Below are 17,245 nucleotides of genomic sequence, written 5' to 3' on the forward strand. Positions count from 1 at the left end.
GTTCGTTGGCAAAACCGGTGATCAAGTCGTAATCAATTTAGATACGACTTGAACTTACGCAAGTTTAAGCGTATCTAAACCGGCTCCTTTCTCATGCAAAAAGCGCCCGTTTGGATAACAAACTCCGTTCCGGGCATAACAAACAAGTGTCATGCTTAGAACTAAGTATGGCGCTTTTTTTATTGCTTTGTTCAAGTTAATTATTTATTAAGGAGTTTTAGAATATGAAAAGATTGTACGCAGCAATTGCGATTATCCTTGTTTTTCTAGGCTTTGCCTACGTTAAAGAAAATCAATCAAGTAACTCATTTTCAGATAATAGCAAGGTCAAAACCGTTGGAATCCTCCAATTGATGTCCCATCCTTCTCTAGATGCCATTCATCATGGAATCATAGCTGGATTAAAAGATAAGGGATACACCGTTGGTAAGAACCTTAAGATCGATTATCAAAATGCGCAAAATGACCAAGGAAATTTAAAAACCATGAGTAGTCGCTTTGCGAATGAAAATTTAGATGCTTCGATTGGAATCGCAACCCCTTCTGCTCAGGCATTAGCTAATACGATTAACAAACGTCCCGTTATCATGGGAGCAATTAGTGATCCAGTTGGTGCTGGTTTAGTTAAGAACTTGAATCATCCAGGCAACAACGTAACTGGGGTTCAAAATGGGTTCCCAATTCAAAAACAATTTGATGTTATGAAAGCAATCATGCCCCATCTTAAAAAATTAGGAATCATCTATACATCTAGTGATCCTTCCGCAACTGCTCAAGCTAAAATGGTTAAAGCGATGTGTAAAAAAGAGGGTATCACTTTGAAAGCTTTCACAATTGCTAATTCAAATGATTTAAATCAAGTTTCTGAATCAATGGATGGTAAAGTTCAAGCTGTCATTGTTACTAACGACAATACAATTGCTAGTGCAATGCCAACATTGATTGCAAACACAAATAAGGCAAAGATTCCTGTATTTCCTGCTGTTGATCTAATGGTCAAAGCTGGAGGCCTAGCAACCTATGGAGTTGACCAATTTGGAATGGGAGTTGCAATTGGAAAGATGACAGCCGATGTCATTTCTGGTAAAGCTGATCCATCTAAAACTGCTGTTGACCGTTACCAAGCTGGTAAAGTAATCATTAATCGAGCAGAAGCAAAGAAACTTGGAATTAAAATTCCTGCTAAATTAATGAAAGAAGCAAGAAGTAAAGGAGTTGTTTATTAATGAGTGTTATTGTCTCTGCAATTGGTCAAGGGCTCTTATGGGCTGTTTTGGGAATTGGCTTGTTCTTAACATTTCGAATTTTAGATTTTCCTGATATGACTGTCGAAGGAACTTTCCCAATGGGCGCTGCAACAGGTGTTGCTGCAATTGCTCACGGTTATTCACCAATCGTTGCCACACTTCTCGCATTTGTTGTTGGCTGCATTGCTGGTGCTATCACTGGCCTTTTATTCACAAAAGCAAAGATTCCTGCTCTTCTAGCTGGGATTTTAGTTATGACTGCTGCCTATTCAATTAATTTAAGAATTATGGGCCAAGCTAATATATCATTACTTGGAAAACCAAATTTATTAAATGCTAAAATTTTCAGTGGACTTCCCGCTTACTTTAACAGCGTTGCACTTGGAATGATCGTCATTATTATCATCATTGGATTGCTAGTTTACTTTCTCCAAACTGATTTAGGACAAGCGTTCATCGTTACTGGTGATAATGAGTTTATGGCTCGTTCTATCGGAATCAATACTGACCGAATGAAAATTATGGGCGTAAGTGTTTCAAACGGAATTATTGCCATGGGTGGCGCACTAATTGCTCAAAATAATGGATATGCTGACGTTAACATGGGAATTGGAATTATCGTAGTTGCACTTGCATCAATCATCATTGGAGAAGTTGTTTTTGGTGAATTAACGATGAACGCCCGTTTGATTGCCATCGTTTTAGGTAGTATCATCTATCGACTTGTTTTACTCGTTGTTCTCCAACTAGGCTTAAATCCTAATGATTTGAACTTGATTTCGTCAATTATTCTTGCTCTCTGCATGGGCTTACCTGCTTTCAAAGATAAATTCAATTTACTTCATACTTTCAAAAGGGGGTTAAAGACTAATGAATAAACCAATTTTAGAATTAAATAACATTGTTAAAACGGTTAATTCAAATAAACCAATCAACATTTTAAATCACATCAATTTAAAAGTTTATTCCGGTGATTTCATCACAATTCTGGGGACTAATGGGGCTGGTAAATCAACCCTTTTCAATTCAATTAGTGGAAATTTAACCCCGACTTCAGGTGAAGTTAAATTAAAGGGAAAAAACATTACTAACGAATCGGTGGTTAAAAGAACCCGTTTTCTCGGGCGTGTTTTTCAAGATCCGAAAATGGGAACTGCTCCTCGAATGACCGTTGCCGAAAATTTATTACTAGCTGAAAAACGTGGTAAAAGCCGTGGCTTAGTTCCACGCCGACTTAAAAGAAGAATCGACTACTACCGAAAACTTACCGCCCAAATGAACAATAATTTGGACAATCGTTTAGATACTCCAACTGGAAATTTATCTGGTGGTCAAAGACAAACCTTAAGTTTTCTAATGGCAACCATTACCCAACCAGAATTATTATTATTGGATGAACACACGGCGGCATTAGACCCCCAAACTTCGCGCCAATTAATGAAAATGACAAATGAAACCATTACTCGTGACCATTTAACATGCTTAATGATTACTCATGATTTAAAAGATGCTCTTCAATACGGAAATCGATTGGTAATGCTTAGTCATGGAAAAATTATCCATGACTTTAACCAAGAAGAAAAAGAAAAGTTAACGCTAGATCAGGTTTACAACTTGTTTGATGATTTAGATTAATAAATAAAGAGAATCCGCAAAAAGCAGCAGATTCTCTTTATTTTTGTTATAATATAACTATTGTTCTTTGTGAACTAGGTCTGGAGGGATTATTTTTTGAACAATCAAGAACCAGAATCTCGAGTAAGACGATATGACTTTAATCAAGATAATTTAAACCAAGACGCCCTGAAAACAAAGCAATTTCGGGTATGGCCTTGGATCGTTCTACTAATTATAATTGTTGCTGTGTTAGTTGGTGGAATTAAGTGGTTGAACTATGCCCATACAAGCCCAACCAATCCTGCTACAATGAGTAGAAAAATGAATGCGACATCAAAGAAAAATAAATCAACAAAAGTTAGTAAAAAAATTGAACAACCTAAGGGAAAACAAAAGGTTCAACAATCAAAAGCTCAACCTGCTACTGCTAAAAGTAATGATGATTTTTCCAATAGTCGCCAATTCGGTTCTGTCCAAGATGCCCAAGCTTGGGCAAAAGCTACTCAACAAAGTTGGTTAAATGCTGGTTATAATAACTACACCATTTCTTCTGATGGTCAAGGTTACTATGTTTTAAAATTTACGCGTTAAAAAAAGACTCAATTCTTTAAAAGAATTGAGTCTTTTTTATTGGTTTAAATTAATTATTTAGTAATTTGTTCCCATTGTTTTGCAACAGTCTTGGAATCAAATTGTTGAGCCTTAACTAATGAACCGTTACTTAACTTCTTAAAGATATTATCATTTGATAAGATTGAAGCAACATCGTTAGCAGCATTTCTGATATTACCAGGAGCTACTAAGTACCCATTACCTTCATTATCAATAATATCCTTAGGACCATAGTTAACATCATAAGCAACTTCTGGAATACCATATTCCAAACCATTAACTAATGACATACTCAAACCTTCACCGAATGAAGTTTGAATCATAACCTTAGCTTTGGATAAGACCTTTTCTTTGTCTTCGCCAACTAAGTAACCCTTGAAGTCAACATTGTCCTTCAAGCCTAACTTGTTAACTTGAGCAAATAATTTGTCACGGTATTCGTTAGATTCAAAGTAACCAATTACATCCAAATGAATGTTTGGAACCTTGTTCTTAGCGAAACTGATGATTTGAATTAATTGATCAATATGCTTGTCTGAGAAAATACGACCAGCATAAACCGCATTTGGTTCAGTTCTATTAGGAATTTGTTTTCTGATTTCTTCCACTTTCTTGTTGAACAAAGCAGTATCGTAAATAGCGTAAGTATTTACTTCTGGGAAGAGCTTGTTTAAGTCCTTCTTTTGTTCTTCAGTAGAAACAATTAAACCATCATACTTGTCTAATTGTTTGTGGAATAAGTCTTCTAAGATTGGGTATAACTTACCCTTAGGACTACCAGCTAAACTAGCATCAGTAGTTTGTTCGTTGTGTAAGCATTGGTATCTAGCAGCAACGTTTTCAACCTTAGCAACAACGTTAGTTAATGTAGGACGGTCATTGATTAATACAGTAGAGTTCTTATCACCAATTTCATTTAAGAAGAATTCAAATAAATCATCTTCAGTATTGAAACGGTGGTTACGACCCTTGTAATTCAATAACTTGTACATAGTTGGATGAACTTCACCATTAATATTCATGTGAGTGATTTCCATAACTGGTTCACCAGTCGTATCAAAGAGAATTTCATGGCCAACTTTACCATCTGGATGTAAGTATTGAGTCTTAGAACGGAATCCACGTCCATCCCAAACATCACGACTACTTACGTTACCAAATTGATCGTAGTATTCAACAGTTCCAATTTCACCAACAGTTAATGGGAAAATGTTAACTCGTGCTACTACTTGACCCTTACGTTCAATTAAGGAATGGTTGTTATCAACACCATCAATCTTGTATTCTTGCTTATCAACCATATCAGAGTAACGTAAGAACGCATGTTCATGCTTTACGTCTGTCGTGTTTTGGAAGTAATCATACATATTAATAATATCGCTACTATCTAAACCATATTTTTCAATTTCTTGATGTAACCCTTGGTTGTAGTTACGAGTTACAATTTTTGATTTTACACCGGCATCTTTAAATAACTTTTGTCGGTTCATTGCTGAAAATTCTGTACCTGAGTTAAAGGTAAAAATATTTTCATTTACAAATAAAAATGTCTTTTCCATAGTTATTTAACGCTCCCTTAATCTAATTTTCCAAGACCCTTTTGAATGTCTGGACGGTATAATGCCCACTTCTTCTTCCATACCTTGTCGGCATCGTCCAATAACTTCTTCCAAGCTTTCCATACATTAGTTTCAGAGTAACGTTTGGATAGTTCGTAAGCTTCATCAGAGAACTTTTGTAATAATTCAGGATCATTAAATAATTTAACCATCCGGTCAGCCATGGCATCAGTGTCACCATAAGGAACCACGTAACCATTCTTGTCATCTTGAACCAATTCGTTAGGACCGTAGTTAACATCATATGTGATACCTACGTCACCTTCGGATTGAGCTTCCATCATAGCAAGGTTAAATCCTTCCATGACAGATGCAAGTCCATAAACTTGAGCTTGTTGTTGAACAACGGAAACATTGTTAACATAACTGTGAATGTTAACAACATCTTTCATGCCGAATTCATCAATTTCCTTGTTGATTCGTTTCATAGCAATATTATCGTTAGAACGGTCAATATAACCATATAAATCAACAGTTAACTTAGTCTTAACCTTCTTTTGAGCAATACCAACAGCACGAATAACTTGGTCCAAACGTTTTTCAGGAGCGATACGAGCAGTAGCAATAACACTACCAGGACGACGATCCTTCATTGGAATCCGTGGTTCATCAAAATGCTTGTCAGGAATAACCCCAACAGGAATAGTGAACATTGCAGCCTTTGGTGCAAACCGCTTTTTAACATCACGAGTTTGCTTGTTAGTAGCTGAAATGATTGCATCATAACGGTTTGCATCAGTCAAACTGTATTCGTAATTATTATTCATAATCGAAGTGTTTGGTTCTTGAGCATCACCGGCATGTGAGTTGTGCAAATGCAATACGTTGTATGATGGTTGACGTAATTCTGGTAATAATTCTTCATATAAGTCAGAACGGTCCATAATAAAGATATTAGGATGTTCTTTGCTTAAGTACTTTTCGTTGTTTTCGTTTAAGAATTGTAATAAAACACCGTCAATTGTGTTGTATACACGAACAGTACCCTTCTTATCGATTGTCTTCCAACCAGACTTAGCCATTTTACCTTTAGCATTCAAACGGTAAAAGTCTTCAACAACTGGACGACCAGAAGGAGTATACCATGTTTCAGTAGCAATCTTGTTATCTGGAGTATACCATTGAACCATTGACTTGAATCCACGAATATCGTAGAAATCAACTCGATATAAGTTAGCAAATCCATCAAATAATTCAACAGATTGAACAACCTTATCATCGGTAATATCATCACCGAAACAGTTAATTCTGGCAATAATCAACTTATCTTTGAAGACAATTACACGGTGGTTCTTGTCATCATTTTGGTAAGTTAAGTTGTCAACACCAAAATCAATATCTTCCGGATGTAAAGTATTAGTCTTTACATCTTCTGCTTCTTGAAAGTAATCAAACATGTTAAGAATTTCATCGTCATGGATTCCAACATTATTCAAATGAAAATGTAATAATGGATTCCATTCACGGAAGACCAACTTATAGGCTTCCTTGTTTTTACGGAAAAGAAAGGCACGCTTTAATTGAGCATGTTCAATCCCTGAATTCTTAGCGTTAAAGCTTGAGTTCATAAAAAAGTTCATAAAATTACCTACCTTAATAACGCTTATTTTCTTAATGACACGAATTTATTATATAATAAATTTTCTTATTTAAACAGTATAAAGTAACAACTTTTTATTTCATATTAGTACTTTTCTTATATATAATATTAATTAGTAAGTTGTTTTTTATTAAATTTAAATGAAATGGGGTTTGATCATGAAAGTAAATGTTCAATTAGATAATGGCTTTTTGCCTGATAAATACACAAAACATGCAGAAGCTTCTGAAATGGACCATGGAAATCCCATGATTTCATTTCCATTTCAAATCAAAGATGTTCCAGAAAGGACGAAATCAATTGCTTTCAGTTTAATTGATTACGATTCAATTCCAGTTTGTGGATATGCTTGGATTCACTGGAGCGGAGCAAATTTACCAGCTGATATAACTTCTGTTCCGGAAAATGTAAGTCAATCTGGTAAAATCGATATGGTTCAAGGAAACAATAGTACCGATATCCCTCACCAAGTCAATCCACTTAAAACTAGCCATCGTTATACGGGACCAAGACCACCATTTGGTGTTCATAATTATACATTAACGGTCTTCGCCCTTGATAAAAAACTAGAATTACATGATGGTTATTGGTTGAACGAAATGATTGACCAAGCTAAGGGCCACACAATAACAACTGCTAAAATAGATTTACCAGTAAAAGCATAATAAATAAAAATCACCTTTATTAAAAGGTGATTTTTTAGTCAATTGCAACTTTAGAAGCCCAGTCTTCCAATTTTAATAATAATGTTTGCGGATTTTGTTTAAATTGTTCAACAAATGGCATGGCTCCACTTTGATATTTTTGTCCAGGATGTCCTAAAATATCTATAATCTGAAAAGTAAAATCATCAATTAATTTACAAGTGTCATAATGACCCTCTTCAGCACTATCAATATAACTTTGAAAGATATCAACAACTGTTTTGGCAATCAAATCATCCTCGTTTACTTTTTCACCTTGATCGTTTAGATCCATCATTTTCAACCGAATCTCTCTCATGTTTTCTGGAATCATTTCACTCATCAATAATCAACTCCTTAATGCTTAATTTTACCATATTAGACTTTGAAACTTGCATTTCACTTATTATCATTAGAAGATATTAGTAAATACTATTCAGGAGGACTTCATATGAAAATTGCAATTATTGGAGCTGGTCCAAGAGGCCTTCTCATTGCCGAACAACTATTAAAAAAAATTCCACTGCCAGAAATTCATTTATTTGATCCGTTCGGAATTGGCGGCGCTAATTGGCAAGTTGATCAATCACATAATTTAGTTATGAATACTCCTGCGCAACAGATTCAACTGTTCAAAACAGCTTTGCCTTTTGACAGATGGTGTCACGATCTTGCAACGACATTTATTCATAAAAACGACAATATAAGTGATGACCTCATCAATGATGCTCAAAACATTGCTCCTCAAAGCTATGCTCCGCGAAGATTATACGGAGCTTACTTAAAAGCTTGTTTTAAAAATTTGAGTAGTCATGAAAAAATAATTTTCCATCAAACTACCGTTAATTCAATGGACAAACATGACGATGAAATTACGATAAGTTTCGATGGTAAACTAGAGACCTTTAATGACGTTATTTTAACGATCAATAACGGTAAGAATCAATTAAATCGGGACGAAAATGCTTTAGCGCAATATGCAAAACAAAATAATTTAACTTATGTTGAACCAATCAATAATATTTCAATGATTGATTTTGATTCATTCAAACCCCATCAAGATATTTTAATTCGTGGACTGGGACTTACCTTTACCGATATAATCAGTGAATTAACTCAAGGACGTGGTGGTAAGTATTACCGTGATCAAAATGATCAATTACAATACCAACCATCTGGAAAAGAGCCTCATGTCATTGCTGGTTCACTACGGGGAGTTCCTCCTTACCCTAAACCAATCGATCAAGACGGTGCTGATATCGAAAGAAAACCCATCTTTTTAACAATTCCCAAAATCAACCAACACATTAATGACCATTGTGATTTCTATCAAGCTTTCCAGGATATGTTAAGTTTAGAAATTGAATATCGATATTATTCAAACTTGATCCAACAACAAAAACCAGAAATTGATTTACAAGAATTTCAAGCTACCTTCATTGCAAACGAAGCTCTTCCTGACATGACCATGTTTAAACCAGCGGAATTGTTTGATTGGGATCATATCCAAAATCCGGTTGCTGGAGTAGCAATTACCACTGTTAGTGACTATCAATCAAAAATTACTAGTTGGTTAGAAAAAGTCACTTCTGATGCAAAAAAAGGAACTCAAGATAGCTTGATTGGGTCCGCTTTAAACGCTAGTCGCCAATTAAGAAATCAAATCAAACGAATTTTAGCTGCAAAACAGGATGACCCCGTTTTCCTTAAAAAGTTTATTACTGAATTTGTCCCTACAAATACTTTTTTAACTTCTGGGGCTCCATGTTTTCGTTTGGAACAGTTAGCAGCATTGATCAGAGCAAAGATTGTTGAGATTATTCCACCGCAAATGAGAGTTATTGGAGCCAATCAATCTTTCGTTGCCCTTTCGATGTTCTATCAAAAAGAAAGATTCAAAACTACCACTTTAATTGAAGCTAGAATGCCTAAAACTAATTTATTTACGACTACCAACAGACTATTACAAAGTGGTCGTCAAAATAAACTTTTAGATAATCCCCAAATTAAAATCAACAATCAGCTTATGCAATTAACCTGCGTAAATACCAACCATCTTTATCAAGCCGTTATCAATCAAAATAAACCAATCCCAAACTTGTTTATTTTTGGCCAATTAACAGAAGGACAACATTGGACAACTAACATTTGTCCACGGGTTGGTGATGATCTAAGTCGACAAGCTGCGATTGAAATTGCGAATTTAATCTAAAAAAATAAAACCATTTCGTAATTAACGAAATGGTTTTATTTTTGATTATGAATAAACGTATTATTAGGCACCCGAATTAATATCGAACGACTTGCAACTGATCCAGAACGTAACGATAGACCATTAAGCCAGTTATGCTTATATTTTACAGTAATTCGAATTGTCCAAGCTTTTTGATATCTAAGATCCAATTTTTTGACCTTTGCCGTACTAGTTTCATATACTAAAGGCAATTTACCAACTTTATCTGCATAAATAACAGCTTTAGAGCTTGGAACATATTCCCGATGACCATTAGTTAAATATGAATATAGTTGTGGATTTAAAGGGTTTCGTCGATCTTGAACGTTAACATAATAAGAATGTTCACCGTTCGTATCTAAAACCATTGGTTCATAATACTTTTTGATCAAAACGTTTTGGCTACTGTTATCACGATGGAAATGTAAAAACAGCATCCCCGAAATTAAAGCCACCAACAATATTATTCTTAAAGCAATTGATACCACATATTTAACTATACTTGTCCGTTTACCATCTTTTTTTAAGAACTTACGACTAGAGTAGTGTAGATAAATTACAATCCAACAAAAATATAATCCAATTAGGATCCATGCCGCTATTCCAATCCAATTCCAGGCGATTTTCATAGAAACTCTCCTTTAGTAATCGGCGTGAATTTAATTGTAACTTATTTTAACAGGATTGACAAACTATGCTTTAATTAAGCTATCGATCGTATCAGCAACCGAATTATTTATCAAAGGTTGGGCAATTTGATGCATTTCTGGCACAGCATTGTTAATAGCAAACGGTTTAGCAGCATGTTTAAGGATGATTAAATCATTTAAATCAGCTCCAATAGAAGCTACCTGATCGTCTTTTATTTTAAAATCTTTTTTTAGCTTACTAACGCCACGTGCTCGATTAATTTCAGGGTCCATTACAAAAACAGTGTGGGCACCCCCAATTTCAGCGGCCACTTCGCCTCTAAACTGGTGATTAATTTCTTGCATTAAAGCAGCTGCATTCCCATCAACAAAATCGATCCTAATTTGATAAATCTTATCAATAACTAAACTTAGATTTTTAGATGGATAGATTCCTTGATAAATTTGGTTGATTTTATTATAAAAGGGACTCAACTCATTGACCATCCCATAGGCATTCATCTTTCCAGAAAGGGTAATGTTCAATCCACTAATACTCTTTTGTTGAAGTAACCATTCGATCACTTTATTACAAAATTGATGGTCTAAATAAGCTTCATCAGAAATAACACCATGTTCGCTCACTACGGAACCATTTTCGCCAACAAAATTCAATGGTCCCTTAAAATCAGCAAAATAACGTAAGAATCTGGAATAAGGTGAATCACTAGTCAATGCTAGTTCAATCCCTTTTTCTTGCATTAAGTTAAGCTGTTTTTGGAATCGTTCTTTATCAAATTCGTCATCGTTAGCAAAAAAAGCTCGTTCTAAATCAATTGTAATTAACTTGATCATTTAAATTCCTCCGCATTAAAAAACTCACGATAAAATCGTGAGTTTAATTTCTATATTAAATTATATCATGTTTCATTTGATCTGAAATCCACTTTTACTTCAAAGACGCGTTATTATAAATAAACTTCATGAAATCACGAGTATCAGTAAATTCAGCGCTATCGTTCAATACAACCGTTAATAAACGATGTTGTCCCGGCTTTTGACTCGTTGCAACTAAACAAAGGCCAGCTCCTGGAGTATAACCGGTTTTAAGACCATCTACATATAAACTCTTTGTATAGAATGTGTTTCCCTTTAATAATCGATTTTCGTTCGTTAATTTTTGACCATCAACGTAAGCTACTGATTTCTTCGAATCGTTTACAATTGCTGGGTATTCATCAATCAAATTCTTAGCAATCGTCAACAAATCTTCAGCACAGACTTTGTTTCCAGCATAGTAACCACCCTTAACGTAAAAACCATAAGGTTTTAAATCGTTGTTGTCTAATCCAGATGCAGAAACAAATGACGCATCCATGTCCCAATTTTCAGCTTGTTTGTTCATCATTGCAATAAACTTCTTATTGGATCCTGCAACCCATTGGCCTAATGCAATTGTAGCATTATTCGATGATTGAATTAATGCTGCTTTGTATAACTCACGAACAGTATAAGAATGACCTGGTTTAAATTTAAAACCACCGACACTGGCACTATTTCCCATTCTTCTAAGTCCCGAACTATTCGTCTTCACGATTTTATTCCAACCATTAGTTGCTTGTGCTTTCTTAACAACGAGGTATAAACTCATTAACTTACTCAAAGAAGCAATCTTTCGATTTGTTAATCCATTTTGAGTGTAAATAATTTTCCCGGTCGTTTCATCCATTGCAGCAGCTGCTGAAGCATGTTTGACCTTATATGGAGTAGTAATTAAATCATAATTACTATCAGAATTAGATGCATCATCAGTTTCATCCATTGCTTGGTAGGTATTATTGGCATTCTTTGAACTCAACTTCACACTTTCAGCTTGAACGTTAAGCGATTGAGTCATACTCCCCGCCGTTGTCAATCCCATCATTGCCACTAATGTTAAAATGGCAGTTTTAAAACTCTTTTTCAATTCGACTTCCTCCTCAAATATATCTCATCCTTAACTTAGCATGATTAGCCACTGGGAACAATCATTTCACCAATTTGTAATCAACTGGTAACTTCAGTTTAATATTTGAATTCTAAAATTAAATTTATTATTCCCATCACATTATTAGTTCTATATTAGTCATTTTTTTAATTATTGGTTATAATAGAGTTAGAATCTTTTGAGGAGGATACTACCAATGGCAGAAAACTTTAGTCGCGTTGCGATGGAAATCATTAACTTCCAAAAGGAAAGTTCAATTCCTGATACTCAATTTGCTTTCAACCTTCATATGAGTGTTGAACGCCTCCATGATATTAAATCAATGGAAAAAGCTCCTACCAATGAAGAAATCGATAACATCGATCACTTCGTTGAACATAATAAATTATAAAAAAGAGACGATAAGCAAAATGCTTATCGTCTTTTATTTTGGCGGTTGATAAATTGGGTCTGAGATAAAATTACATCTAAATATCCAAAAGCAACTTCTCCTAACTTACGCCACGGAATTGGGTTATTAGGAAGCATCTCAAAAATCAAATCATCAAAGTGTTCAAATTCGATTTTTTGATCATCTAGTCGAATGATTACACCAACTTTGGTTCGCTGACTGTCATCAGTTGTTTGTAATCGTAAAAAACGTTTCATTCTAACATCTAATTCCAACACACTTTTCATCATGTTCGTTTTGCTATCAAATTCACGCTCATCATTTAAAACTGGTTGGAGATAGCGTTGATGTTCTCGATTATTTTGAATACAAGCTTTCATATATGTTAAATAATCATCTGACTGCCATAGCGTTTTAATACTATCCCGTCGCAAAATGGAATAGCCACCAAATTGGCCGTTCATATCAACCAATTTCAATACATATTGATCATTATTAAATGCCTTAACGGTTCCAACATAAAAATAACGATTCGTTAGGTTCGATTCAATTTCAACCAGAGATTGATTATCAATAGACTTTTGAAGGGCATTATCTACAGCATCCTTTTCACGAATCGGTTCCCGTTCGATATGAGGAGTCGCCAATAATAATTCTTGATGCCGAGTCATTTGCGTCAAGTCTTCTCCTAAAAACTCGACTACTCCAATATCTACATAACGAAATTGAACAATTTTGCGTCTATCAAAATGGTTCTTATTCAAAACCATAAAACTAAAATATTCAGTCCCTAATTTCTGAACCATTCCCTCAATATTTGTAAAATGATTATTATCATCAAAGACAATCAGCATTACGACTTGTTGCTCAACATATGATCTGCCAAGAATTTCTTTGATCCAATGATGTGATTGCTTTAAGTACATTTGAAAGTTCGTTGCAACACTAATTAAATTTAACTTCTCACTCAGTTGAATTCGTTCACGCATTAAATCGATATCTTCGCTCTCTAGTTCAATTTCGCTTATACAATCCAACTTCAAAAGACTCATACCATCAACAAGTCCTAAATAATCAAAAGTCCTTAAAACAACTTCTTGGTTATCAAGATACTCAACGTATCCAGTGTAAAAAATTTGATCATCAATACGATAAACATTAATTAATAACTGTTTCTTTTTTGCAATTTGTAAATCAGAAACAATTTCGTTCATAAATACCTCCTAAGAAATTGCGTTGCTCATTAAGCGGTCTAGTTCCTTTCCCTTCTTACCACTACTAAGGGCAACAATTAGTTTGATTCGCGCTTTTTGACCGTTTAAACCACGACAAAGTTGAACTCCCATTTTTTCAAGTTCAATTCCGCCGCCTTGGTAATCATAAATATCCTGAGCAAAACCATTATAACAACGAGAGACTAATATCACGGGAATTTTACGATTTAAAATCCGTTGAAGTGCGGATAAAGTTTCTGGCGGCAAGTTTCCAGAACCCATTCCTTCAATCACTAACCCGTTTGTTCTATCGTTATCCAAGGCATCGAACAACGTTCCATCCATTCCAGCAAAAGCTTTTAATAAGAAAACATTGTTCGTAACATGCTCTACGGATAACGTTTCACTATGCAGTGGCTCTTGGTAAAAATATGGAATATGTTTACTAATGATTCCTAATGGCCCAAACGTTGGGGTCTTAAAAGTAGCAACGTTCGTTGTATGGGTTTTTGTAACGTAACGGGCAGAATGAATTTCGTCATTCATGACAACGAGGACTCCCTTCCCCTTTGCTTGATCTGAACTTGCGACTTCGATAGACGTTTCAAAATTATACAAACCATCGGAGCCAATCTCATTTGAAGAACGCATTGCCCCAGTTAAAACGACCGGATAATCAGTTGGTAACGTTAAATCTAAGAAATAGGCTGTTTCTTCTAGACTATCCGTCCCGTGAGTAATTACAACGCCATCGTAACCCTCAGTTTGCGCTTTTTGAATTCGTTTACTTAGTTTTAGCATTCTTTCTGGATTCATGTGGGGGGAAGGTACATTAAAAATGGATTCATTAGTCAAATCAACCGTTCCACCAAGGCTAATGTTTTGATTAGCGATTGGATTTTTATCATTAGTAGAAACACCACCATTTTCATCTTGTGACATCGAAATTGTCCCGCCGGTGTGTAACGCTAAAATTTTCTTCATGATATTCTCCCATCCGTCTTTAAAATGTTTTATTGTCCATTATATCACTATCATTATGCGGTTTGTTTTCAATTCAAAAGAATGCTAAAATTTAGTTAAACAAATACGATTTGCCGATATAAGGTCATAATACGGTTGACCGTTTCTACTTCTGCCCGTAAAGCAGAATCTATGGACAATAACGCCCTTTGATATCGTCAAGGGGCCTTTTTTATTGGCAATCATTAGGAGATGTAATATTGCAAGAATCTGGTTTGGTTCAAAAGCACTTAAAAGCTGCTATTTTAGGTTTTCAACATTTGTTAACAATGTACTCAGGAGATGTAATCGTCCCGATTTTAATCGGAACGGCCCTTCATTTTAGTACCAGTGCAATGACATACTTAATTGCCACTGATATTTTTATGTGTGGGGTGGCAACACTACTTCAACTAAGAAAAACTCCATTGACCGGGGTCGGATTACCAGTTGTTTTAGGATGTGCAATCCAATACGTTGCGCCTTTAAAACAAATCGGTAATCAATACGACGTTGGAACCATGTATGGAGCAATCATTGGTGCGGGAATCTTCATCTTTTTGATTGCTGGACTTTTTTCCAAGATCAAAAAACTATTTCCTCCCGTTGTCACTGGTTCTTTAATTACCGTGATCGGTTTTTCTTTAGTTCCAGTTGCTGTCCAAGATTTAGGAGGCGGTCAACCCACTGCTGCTAATTTTGGTGACGGTAAAAAGTTACTGATTGGATTAGTAACATTATTAGTTATTATCTTATTGAATATGTTTGCAAGTGGTTTTATGAAAGCAATTGCCGTCTTAATGGGAATGCTTTGTGGAACCGCATTAGCTGGAGCAATGGGATTAATTTCACTCAGTGCTGTTGGACAGGCTCAATGGTTCAGATTACCACAACCATTTTACTTTGGGATGCCACATTTTCAAGTATCATCAATCATTACTTTAATTTTAGTTGCCTTAACAACCATGGTTGAATCAACAGGTGTTTTCTTTGCTTTAGGAGATATCGTTGGTACTAAAATTGATAGCGATGATTTAAAACGTGGTTATCGTTCTGAAGGTTTAGCTGCCATTATCGGTGGGATTTTTAATACCTTTCCTTACTCCACCTTCTCAGAAAACGTTGGTTTAGTTCAAATTTCTGGAATCAAAACCCGTCGGCCAATTTATTATGCCGCTTTCTTTTTGATGTTATTAGGAATAATGCCTAAAGTAGCAGCATTAGCATTAATTATGCCAGACTATGTTTTGGGTGGAGCAATGATCGCTATGTTCGGGATGGTCGGAGTTCAAGGAATTAGAATTTTACAACAAGTAGATTTCAAAGATAACAATCAATTGTTAATCGTCGCCGTTTCAGTAGCTCTTGGTTTAGGAGTTACCGTTTATCCTCAAATCCTGAACTCACTTCCCGACTCGATCAAGATCATCTTAGATAACGGAATTGTGGTCACTAGTATCACAGCGGTCGTCTTAAACATCTTATTCAATATTTTAGGATTTAAAACTAAAAACGCAAAGGCGGATGAATAATGGATCGTTACTATCAACCCCAAAACTCAAAAGACGCCATGCGTCAAATTGAAAAACTATTTAATCAATATAAAGATGCTCCTTTAACACAAGAATTAGCTGACTATCACCAAAAATTATTAGATCAAATGCAAACCCAAGTTTTACCAGTTGCTAAACAAGAGAATATTAAAAACAGAATTGAAGCTGCTACTTCCATGATCGATATTATGAAACGGTGGTTCCAGATTAAAATGAATGGAAAATCTTTTGACGGCCGGATGCATCATTTTAAATTTGAACCCAATAATAGTCGGCCCGAATTTAAACGTCATAACGTTAAAATCAACGGCAACAGTAGTTTACGTTCAACTCGACATTAGGTTTGCAGTTCCTTTCATAATCAGTTAAGATAGACTTCATATGAGGTGATATTTTGAAAAGAAAGTTCGAACGAGAAGAACGTCGCAAGTTCATCATTGATATGAACGACTTCTTAATCATTTATGCAATGCAAGTACTCGGTCATGATACTGATAACCTTGCTGGTAAAATCTATGATGCCGGAAGTGAAGATCTTAAGGGTCTTGACTATTTATTCAACGACAGTGGTGTCGGCCGCCTAGTTAAATATCACGATATTGCAGAAGGCTGTGCCCGAAATCTTTACGATTACGATACAGAACAAGCTCAAACTGAAGCTGATATTCTCTGTGATGAGGCTATGGATTACTTAGGAAAGCACCTTGCTGACTTTAACGCTTGGGTTGCTAACTAATCAACAAGCATAATAAAAATGGACTAACTTGATTGAAGTTAGTCCATTTTTATTTATTTCACCAATTCCATCATGGCACTTATCTTTAATTTATTTAATAAATTCATTATAATGATGTCATA

General features: G+C 35.2%; 18 protein-coding genes and 1 riboswitch. Of the genes, 10 read left to right on the forward strand and 8 right to left on the reverse strand.

Features of this window, described 5'->3' with window-relative positions; all coding sequences use genetic code 11:
• Positions 1-224 precede the first annotated feature (224 nt).
• The 4 genes from trpX (at position 225) to AC3B6G_RS02330 (ending at position 3,455) form a co-directional block, all read left to right on the forward strand.
• Positions 225-1,226 carry a tryptophan ABC transporter substrate-binding protein gene (trpX, locus tag AC3B6G_RS02315; protein WP_489848821.1) on the forward strand — a complete coding sequence of 334 codons (1,002 nt, stop codon included), beginning with the start codon at positions 225-227 and terminating at the stop codon, positions 1,224-1,226.
• Positions 1,226-2,125, forward strand: a complete 900-nt coding sequence (locus AC3B6G_RS02320) for an ABC transporter permease (protein ID WP_489848822.1) — start codon at positions 1,226-1,228, stop codon at positions 2,123-2,125. Before trpX ends, AC3B6G_RS02320 begins: the two co-directional genes overlap by 1 nt.
• Complete coding sequence (locus AC3B6G_RS02325) at positions 2,118-2,882, forward strand: ABC transporter ATP-binding protein (protein ID WP_489848823.1); 765 nt, start codon at positions 2,118-2,120, stop codon at positions 2,880-2,882. The genes AC3B6G_RS02320 and AC3B6G_RS02325 overlap by 8 nt, the downstream gene beginning before the upstream one ends.
• Positions 2,883-2,978: 96 nt before the next feature.
• Complete coding sequence (locus AC3B6G_RS02330; protein WP_489848824.1) at positions 2,979-3,455, forward strand: hypothetical protein; 477 nt, start codon at positions 2,979-2,981, stop codon at positions 3,453-3,455.
• A 53-nt stretch (positions 3,456-3,508) separates the two neighbouring features.
• Here AC3B6G_RS02330 and AC3B6G_RS02335 read toward each other — a convergent pair whose 3' ends face one another.
• Entirely contained in the window at positions 3,509-5,035 is a 1,527-nt protein-coding gene (locus AC3B6G_RS02335) for a glycosyltransferase (protein WP_489848825.1), read from the reverse strand.
• A gap of 17 nt (positions 5,036-5,052) precedes the next feature.
• On the reverse strand, positions 5,053-6,675 hold the full coding sequence (locus AC3B6G_RS02340; RefSeq protein WP_489848826.1) for a glycosyltransferase: 1,623 nt from the start codon (positions 6,673-6,675) through the stop codon (positions 5,053-5,055).
• Positions 6,676-6,853: 178 nt separating this feature from the next.
• Between AC3B6G_RS02340 and AC3B6G_RS02345 the strand changes: the two genes are divergently transcribed.
• Entirely contained in the window at positions 6,854-7,360 is a 507-nt protein-coding gene (locus AC3B6G_RS02345) for a YbhB/YbcL family Raf kinase inhibitor-like protein (RefSeq protein ID WP_489848827.1), read from the forward strand.
• Between the two features lie 34 nt (positions 7,361-7,394).
• Here the strand turns inward: AC3B6G_RS02345 and AC3B6G_RS02350 are convergent, their stop codons facing one another.
• Positions 7,395-7,721 carry a hypothetical protein gene (locus AC3B6G_RS02350; protein WP_489848828.1) on the reverse strand — a complete coding sequence of 109 codons (327 nt, stop codon included), beginning with the start codon at positions 7,719-7,721 and terminating at the stop codon, positions 7,395-7,397.
• 108 nt (positions 7,722-7,829) lie between these two features.
• On the opposite strand from AC3B6G_RS02350, the gene AC3B6G_RS02355 reads away from it, so the two are divergent.
• Positions 7,830-9,590: an FAD/NAD(P)-binding protein gene (locus AC3B6G_RS02355; protein ID WP_489848829.1), complete on the forward strand. Its 1,761-nt coding sequence runs from the start codon at positions 7,830-7,832 to the stop codon at positions 9,588-9,590.
• Between the two features lie 35 nt (positions 9,591-9,625).
• On the opposite strand, the gene AC3B6G_RS02360 is transcribed toward AC3B6G_RS02355, so the two are convergent.
• The 3 genes from AC3B6G_RS02360 to AC3B6G_RS02370 all read right to left on the reverse strand — a co-directional run bounded on the left by AC3B6G_RS02360 (position 9,626) and on the right by AC3B6G_RS02370 (position 12,206).
• The gene (locus tag AC3B6G_RS02360) at positions 9,626-10,240 is read right to left on the reverse strand and encodes an LVIS_2131 family protein (protein WP_489848830.1); all 615 of its coding nucleotides are present in this window, start codon (positions 10,238-10,240) and stop codon (positions 9,626-9,628) included.
• A 63-nt stretch (positions 10,241-10,303) separates the two neighbouring features.
• Entirely contained in the window at positions 10,304-11,095 is a 792-nt protein-coding gene (locus AC3B6G_RS02365) for an HAD hydrolase family protein (RefSeq protein WP_489848831.1), read from the reverse strand.
• A gap of 94 nt (positions 11,096-11,189) precedes the next feature.
• Positions 11,190-12,206, reverse strand: a complete 1,017-nt coding sequence (locus AC3B6G_RS02370; protein ID WP_489848832.1) for a D-alanyl-D-alanine carboxypeptidase family protein — start codon at positions 12,204-12,206, stop codon at positions 11,190-11,192.
• 217 nt (positions 12,207-12,423) lie between these two features.
• Between AC3B6G_RS02370 and AC3B6G_RS02375 the strand changes: the two genes are divergently transcribed.
• Positions 12,424-12,618, forward strand: a complete 195-nt coding sequence (locus AC3B6G_RS02375; RefSeq protein WP_489848833.1) for an LBP_cg2779 family protein — start codon at positions 12,424-12,426, stop codon at positions 12,616-12,618.
• A gap of 23 nt (positions 12,619-12,641) precedes the next feature.
• Here AC3B6G_RS02375 and AC3B6G_RS02380 read toward each other — a convergent pair whose 3' ends face one another.
• Together AC3B6G_RS02380 and AC3B6G_RS02385 are read right to left on the reverse strand one after the other, a co-directional pair.
• Positions 12,642-13,832: a hypothetical protein gene (locus AC3B6G_RS02380; RefSeq protein WP_489848834.1), complete on the reverse strand. Its 1,191-nt coding sequence runs from the start codon at positions 13,830-13,832 to the stop codon at positions 12,642-12,644.
• Positions 13,833-13,841: 9 nt separating this feature from the next.
• Entirely contained in the window at positions 13,842-14,816 is a 975-nt protein-coding gene (locus AC3B6G_RS02385; protein WP_489848835.1) for an asparaginase, read from the reverse strand.
• 94 nt (positions 14,817-14,910) lie between these two features.
• Positions 14,911-15,008: riboswitch (purine riboswitch) on the forward strand.
• 47 nt (positions 15,009-15,055) lie between these two features.
• On the opposite strand from AC3B6G_RS02385, the gene AC3B6G_RS02390 reads away from it, so the two are divergent.
• Genes AC3B6G_RS02390 through AC3B6G_RS02400 form a run of 3 tightly spaced genes read left to right on the forward strand, consistent with a single transcriptional unit; the run spans position 15,056 to position 17,123 of the window.
• Positions 15,056-16,366, forward strand: coding sequence for a nucleobase:cation symporter-2 family protein (locus AC3B6G_RS02390; protein ID WP_489848836.1), 1,311 nt, complete (start codon positions 15,056-15,058; stop codon positions 16,364-16,366).
• Complete coding sequence (locus AC3B6G_RS02395; protein WP_489848837.1) at positions 16,366-16,728, forward strand: hypothetical protein; 363 nt, start codon at positions 16,366-16,368, stop codon at positions 16,726-16,728. Before AC3B6G_RS02390 ends, AC3B6G_RS02395 begins: the two co-directional genes overlap by 1 nt.
• A 53-nt stretch (positions 16,729-16,781) precedes the next feature.
• A complete protein-coding gene (locus AC3B6G_RS02400; RefSeq protein WP_489848838.1) occupies positions 16,782-17,123 on the forward strand; it encodes a hypothetical protein in 342 nt (113 codons plus the stop codon).
• The last annotated feature ends 122 nt before the right edge of the window (positions 17,124-17,245 follow it).

It is taken from the genome of Nicoliella sp. ESL1149 (assembly GCF_058107265.1).

What these genes read in the sequence shown, in the direction of transcription:
- trpX (WP_489848821.1), top strand. Translation starts at nt 225, where the DNA reads ATGAAAAGATTGTACGCAGCAATTGCGATTATCCTTGTTTTTCTAGGC.
- AC3B6G_RS02320 (WP_489848822.1), top strand. Translation starts at nt 1,226, where the DNA reads ATGAGTGTTATTGTCTCTGCAATTGGTCAAGGGCTCTTATGGGCTGTT.
- AC3B6G_RS02325 (WP_489848823.1), top strand. Translation starts at nt 2,118, where the DNA reads ATGAATAAACCAATTTTAGAATTAAATAACATTGTTAAAACGGTTAAT.
- AC3B6G_RS02335 (WP_489848825.1), bottom strand. Translation starts at nt 5,035, where the DNA reads ATGGAAAAGACATTTTTATTTGTAAATGAAAATATTTTTACCTTTAAC.
- AC3B6G_RS02340 (WP_489848826.1), bottom strand. Translation starts at nt 6,675, where the DNA reads ATGAACTTTTTTATGAACTCAAGCTTTAACGCTAAGAATTCAGGGATT.
- AC3B6G_RS02345 (WP_489848827.1), top strand. Translation starts at nt 6,854, where the DNA reads ATGAAAGTAAATGTTCAATTAGATAATGGCTTTTTGCCTGATAAATAC.
- AC3B6G_RS02350 (WP_489848828.1), bottom strand. Translation starts at nt 7,721, where the DNA reads ATGAGTGAAATGATTCCAGAAAACATGAGAGAGATTCGGTTGAAAATG.
- AC3B6G_RS02355 (WP_489848829.1), top strand. Translation starts at nt 7,830, where the DNA reads ATGAAAATTGCAATTATTGGAGCTGGTCCAAGAGGCCTTCTCATTGCC.
- AC3B6G_RS02360 (WP_489848830.1), bottom strand. Translation starts at nt 10,240, where the DNA reads ATGAAAATCGCCTGGAATTGGATTGGAATAGCGGCATGGATCCTAATT.
- AC3B6G_RS02365 (WP_489848831.1), bottom strand. Translation starts at nt 11,095, where the DNA reads ATGATCAAGTTAATTACAATTGATTTAGAACGAGCTTTTTTTGCTAAC.
- AC3B6G_RS02375 (WP_489848833.1), top strand. Translation starts at nt 12,424, where the DNA reads ATGGCAGAAAACTTTAGTCGCGTTGCGATGGAAATCATTAACTTCCAA.
- AC3B6G_RS02380 (WP_489848834.1), bottom strand. Translation starts at nt 13,832, where the DNA reads ATGAACGAAATTGTTTCTGATTTACAAATTGCAAAAAAGAAACAGTTA.
- AC3B6G_RS02385 (WP_489848835.1), bottom strand. Translation starts at nt 14,816, where the DNA reads ATGAAGAAAATTTTAGCGTTACACACCGGCGGGACAATTTCGATGTCA.
- AC3B6G_RS02395 (WP_489848837.1), top strand. Translation starts at nt 16,366, where the DNA reads ATGGATCGTTACTATCAACCCCAAAACTCAAAAGACGCCATGCGTCAA.